We start from the raw sequence: 5453 nt of genomic DNA on the forward strand, positions 1-5453 counted from the left end.
TGAGCCCGCATATAAGCACGCAGTCTGACAAAATTAACGAAGGGTATTGTGCAATAGGAGGAGTCCATATAAGGTACTTTAGTGCCGAAAATATCTTCACAAAGAAAATGACGAGCTGTCAGATTTCAGATTAAAAACCAGAGTTTCTATTTACGAGAGTAAAGTTAGCGAGTCAGGTCACGTGTCCGATACAAATGTGAAATGAGCTGTCGTAGGCGTGAAATTTATTTCGCGCGAGGGTGCTTGTATTGAGTGGTGGTTGAGACGCGCCAAGCAAGCGTGACGCCTAAGGTGTAGGAGGCGTTTTAACGCCGAACAGCTTTATTTTATTCACGGCTAAAGCCGCTCCCACGTTTTTTGATGTAGGCGTGAAATTTATTTCGCGCGTTATCTTTTTATATTGCGCGATATAAAATCGCGCCTACAATATCTCGAACCTCGAACCTCGAACCTCGAACCTCGAACCTCGAACCTCGAACCTCGAACCTCGAACCTCGAACCTCGAACCTCGAACCTCGCAATCATTTTATCGGCAAATATATATCCGTTTGCAGGTCACATTCATCAACTTCATGGATGAGATTGAGGTAATGAAAGAAGCAAGGGAAGTCTCTGACTTCTTCGCCGCTTTGCACCAGCCATTCACGGTATAAGTAGTAAACTGTATCGCTAATGGTGTCATGAGAGCCATTATGACGAACTACGGCGCAGCGTCCTGCTGGAATTTCACCATTTCGCACACCTTGCGGGTTTTCAGTAATCGGTGAGGTGATACTGCCTGCAAAGTCAAAACGAAATGCATGGTCTTCAGTGGTGGCCGGATCGCTATACGGGATCCCATACGTGTTACTGGTTTTAACAGGTGAAAAGCCTGATTCTTTTCGCCACTCAATAAATTTTGCAGCGGTATTCATTAGGGTATTAGCAGCGCCTTGGTGGGTTAATAAAGCCACCGGCTGTGCTTTAAAATCAACAATGTTTACATTCATAGGGCAAACCTTTTTGTCAGGTAATGAAAATTCAAACTGTGTGTGCCAATTAGGCCAGTTTGGTTTGCTTCTGAATTCGCTAGGCGACTGCGTAAAGGTGCGCTTAAAAGCACGACTAAATGCTTCTGGGCTATCAAATTGCGCTTCTAATGCAACATCAATAATTTTAAGTTGATGTTCAAATGCAAGTCGAAATGAGGCACGCTTTAAACGCGCAAGCTGCGCATATTTGGTAACGCTTAGGCCAACTCCAGCGACAAATAAACGATGAAAATGATATTTCGAACAACATGCCACCTCACTGAGTGTCTCCAGTGATAAAGGTTCATCAAGATGCTGGCTAATGTAGTCACAGACTAACTCAATGCGTTGTTGTTGCTTCGTTTTCATGGTTACTCGTTAATGCTTTTCAGAAGTGGGGCCAGTTTGCCATGGCCCCTAAGTCGTTACCTGATTGAAATTGCGCATTTTGAGTTTAGTTGATAGCTGTCACTTTAAAGGTGTTTTGATAGAGCAACTGTTGGTTTGCGCCCATCACATCTAGTGTCCACGTACCTGGAGTCGATGTTTCATCTAAAGTGCGGTAGGCAGACCATTCATCAAGAGGGCTGCCCCATAAAGTTTGGTAATAAACATTTTCATTTTCTTCAGGAGAGCTTGGTTTGAAGTGCCATTTGGTAAATATAACCAAGCGATCCTTACGATTATCAATACCCTCGCGGTTCATTGAAAACTCGATTCCAAAGCGCTGTTTTTCGTTCAGTGTATATGAAAATTCCGTATTTTCATTGAGTTGCTCGACACTAGAACGGCCATTAAATTTTTCAGATAAAACTAGTTTAAATAATCCAGCCCGCTCTAACTCTAAAATCGCATTTGGATAATCAAGTCCATACAGTTTTTTAATTATTTTCTGAAGCCTTTCTCGTTCTTGAGTCGAATATTGACCTTCCAGCATCAGCAGGGCTATCTGCTCTCTAACTTCTCCGTTTGAGTTACTGCCAACTTTTTCAGCATACTCTTCTATTAAGCTTAAACACTTTTCTGTATTTCTAAATTTAATATCAGCAATGCAATTGACTACTGCTAAGTTAAATGCGTTTTTAACAGTTTGCTCTTTATCATAAAGTTCTTGAGAGTACTTTTGAGCTTTTTTGAAGTCAGGCTCCACAAGTAAGCTGTAGGAATAGATAAAACTTAGTCTTTCTTTTGCATTCTCATAGCCTAATTCCGCCGAGCGGCTGTAATACTCAATAGCTTTTTTAATATCAATAGGCCTATTATCGCCACGATGATAATAACTACCGACATTAAACATGGCTCGATCATGATCTAAGTTGGCAGCTAATTGGTAATAGTCAAAGCTTTCTTTTGTACGATCAGTTTCTATTGTTTTACTGTCAAATGTATCTGCTAACAATATGGCATCACGTTGAACCGCTTTCTTTTCAGATTCAGTATAATTAGTTAATGTACTGTTTAGGTTAAGTTTTCTTTCAAGAAAGTCGTTAGCTAAAGCTGCTTCTACTTGATCGTAATACCAAATCTGATGACCATGCCCTGAACGCTCGAAAAACGCTTTTTCAACATCATGACCTAAACGCTTTAAAACATAGTAAAAGCGATTACTTTGCTCAAAGCCCGATATTTCATCTTGTTTGCCAGCAATAATAAGAACAGGGGCTTTTAAAGATGTAGCCTGATAGACGGGGGAAATATCTTTTAAATCTTGGTTATATTCACCAACAGTACGCTCAATAAGCTCTTGATAATCTTTAGTTAAAGCGATATTACTTGCGTTATAAAGTAGAGGTAAGTCATAAATACCAAAACTTGCAATCACGCATTCATAAATATCAGGGTGTTTAATTGCCAGCATCACCGCAGAATAACCACCATAGCTTGCGCCAATAGAGCAGGTATGTTTAAAGCTATATTGTGAACGAATATGTGCCACTGCGGCAGAAATGTCTTGTTCGATAAGGTTACCAAATTGACCAACACCGCTTTCTAAAAACTCTTTACCAAACCCTGCTGAGCCTCTGAAATTAACACGTAAGATAGAAAAACCACGGGAAGCAAGGTATTGCACCTCAGGGCTAAATTCATCACTTTCACGAATACCAATCGGGCCACCGTGTGGCATCACTAATAATACCTGCTTATCGTTGTTAATAGGTTTGGTTAAGTAACCTTCTAGGTTAGTTCCATCGTAGGCTTTAAAGTTAAAAAACGTTGTTTTAGCGTACGTTGCGTCTTTATTTTTGGCGGCAGAAAACAGTAACTCCATGTGATTTGTTTCTGATTGGTATAAATAGTATTTGCCAGGTACGGTGGCTGAGTGACTGAATAAAATTTGTGTCTTACCATCGATAGAGCTATCAACCCAAAAAAACTGTTCGTCTCCTAAAGCTTCCGCAACTTTGCTATGCAATTGCTCATAGGCGTCAATAAAATAATCGGTAGTATATTTACCATGCTTGATATACGAGGCAGCAATAAGTTTACCATTATCATCAAGCTCAGCGGACTGAATGTCATATTTTGGGTGCTCATAGAGTGTGTCGGTGATTTCTTGTGTGTTGATATTAAAAAGGCTCACCTGACTCTTATCGGTATTTTTGTTGGTAATGACGGCAAGGTGATCTTGGTCAGTAAATCCAATTGGTAAAAACTGATAATCTGCGTCTGTGAGTGTAAAAAGTGGTATCCACTTATCACTCCCGATAACCTTGTAGAAAAACTGTAAGCTTTTTTCATCAATATCAAATTTAACAGTAAATAATTGCTGTTTATGCTCATCAAAAAAATAGCTGCTAGCACCTTTTAAGCCCTTCTCAATGGGGGAGAAGGAGCTTATGTTATCTTTATACAAGATAGTGAGCGGAACCTTATAAAGATGCGTATTCTTTTTACCTGGTTTAGCGAATAAAATGTGTTCAGCATCGTTTAATAACCTATCAACTATGTATCCCTTGGTTGTTACTTTATGCTGTTCGAACTTTGGCTTTTCTTCACTTTCTGTGACATTAATCACTGCGTTATAGTCTGAGTCATACTTGCTATTTACACGAACGAAAATATTGTCGTTACTCAGCCATTCATAATTATAAAAATTATCTTTTTCATTGAGTTTAACTGCATAGTACATTTTCATCGTTTTCATATCGATGATGTTGAGGGTTTTGGTTTTGTCTTCTTGCGCTTCTAAAAAGCTGATCCAACGGCCACTGGGAGAGACCATAACTTGGCTTTGATCGGGTGAATACATTAAATCTTCACTCGATAATATTTCAGCATGCAAGGGAAAGATAAAAAATAATAAGATAAGTAGCTTTTTCATTATTTTGGTTCCTGCTGCGAAAATGTTTGTTCCAAATAATCAAAGAATGAGTCTTCCCCTGGGCCGCCATAATTTAGCGAGCGACCAGACAAAATCGTTGGGAAGTTTTGTTCCATGTATTGCAGTGCTTCAGAACTACGGTTTTCTAAAACAATGTGAGAGCGGGTATACCAAAAACCTACCGTGGAAATATCTAAATGACCTACATAGTTGATTTTTTTAGCAGAAAGAGTGAATTGCCAACTTTCTTCATCGTTATCAAATTCAAGATAGGAATATCGATTTAAGTTTAAGCGTGTGATGGTGTAATCACCCAATGGTAGATTCGCTAAAATATAATTGCTACCACTTCGAATGTCCTTAGCCGTAAGAACAAGCGACTTTGGACCATCAATATAAATGGCTTTTAAACTGCGGTTAGTTTCAATGCCAATCAGTAGGTAGCCTTCATCGGCTTTAGATAGTGTGTCTCGGTCTTCTTTTATGTTGGTAACTTTAGATGCGCAAGCACTTAACAAAAGCGCACAGCTAAGCAGCAATAAACTTCTCATTCCCTTGTATCTTATTGTTGTTATTTTATTAATTTTAAAATACTTAAAAATCGGAACTATGTGAAGCACAATTTGTGAATGAGTGTGAAAAGAGTTGAGTTGCTAGGCGTGAAATTTCTACGCGCGAAACCAGAGTGTACAAAGAGAATGATGAGCCGTCAGATTTCAGCTTTCAGTTTGAAAACCAGAGTATCTAGCTACGAGAGTAAAGTTAGCAAGTCAGATCACGTGTCCGATACAAATGTGAATTGAGGTGTTGTAGGCGTGAAATTTATTTCGCGCGAGGGTGTTTTATTTGTATGGTGGTTGAGACGCGCCAAGCAAGCGTGACACCTACGGTGTAGGAGGCGTTTTAACGCCGAACAGCTTTACTTTATTCACGGCTAAAGCCGCTCCCACGTTTTTTGATGTAGGTGTGAAATTTATTTCGCGCGTTATCTTTTTATATTGCGCGATGTAAAATCGCGCCTACAATCTGACCGCTGACCGCTGACCGCTGACCGCTGACCGCTGACCGCTGACCGCTGACCGCTGACCGCTGACCGCTGACCGCTGACCGCTGACCGCTGA

The 5453-nt window shown here is 40.0% G+C and carries 3 protein-coding genes; all 3 read right to left on the reverse strand.

All coding sequences use genetic code 11. The features are described from left to right. Positions 1-521: 521 nt before the first annotated feature. The 3 genes from AN394_RS20715 to AN394_RS20725 all read right to left on the reverse strand — a co-directional run bounded on the left by AN394_RS20715 (position 522) and on the right by AN394_RS20725 (position 4883). Positions 522-1379, reverse strand: coding sequence for a GyrI-like domain-containing protein (locus tag AN394_RS20715; protein ID WP_055022456.1), 858 nt, complete (start codon positions 1377-1379; stop codon positions 522-524). Between the two features lie 85 nt (positions 1380-1464). Further along, the gene (locus AN394_RS20720; protein ID WP_055022457.1) at positions 1465-4332 is read right to left on the reverse strand and encodes a prolyl oligopeptidase family serine peptidase; all 2868 of its coding nucleotides are present in this window, start codon (positions 4330-4332) and stop codon (positions 1465-1467) included. Next, complete coding sequence (locus tag AN394_RS20725) at positions 4332-4883, reverse strand: hypothetical protein (RefSeq protein WP_055022458.1); 552 nt, start codon at positions 4881-4883, stop codon at positions 4332-4334. Before AN394_RS20725 ends, AN394_RS20720 begins: the two co-directional genes overlap by 1 nt. Positions 4884-5453 lie beyond the last annotated feature (570 nt).

It is taken from the genome of Pseudoalteromonas sp. P1-26 (genome assembly GCF_001401795.1).
Taxonomy (GTDB): Bacteria; Pseudomonadota; Gammaproteobacteria; order Enterobacterales; family Alteromonadaceae; genus Pseudoalteromonas.

What these genes read in the sequence shown, in the direction of transcription:
- AN394_RS20715 (WP_055022456.1), bottom strand. Translation starts at nt 1,379, where the DNA reads ATGAAAACGAAGCAACAACAACGCATTGAGTTAGTCTGTGACTACATT.
- AN394_RS20720 (WP_055022457.1), bottom strand. Translation starts at nt 4,332, where the DNA reads ATGAAAAAGCTACTTATCTTATTATTTTTTATCTTTCCCTTGCATGCT.
- AN394_RS20725 (WP_055022458.1), bottom strand. Translation starts at nt 4,883, where the DNA reads ATGAGAAGTTTATTGCTGCTTAGCTGTGCGCTTTTGTTAAGTGCTTGC.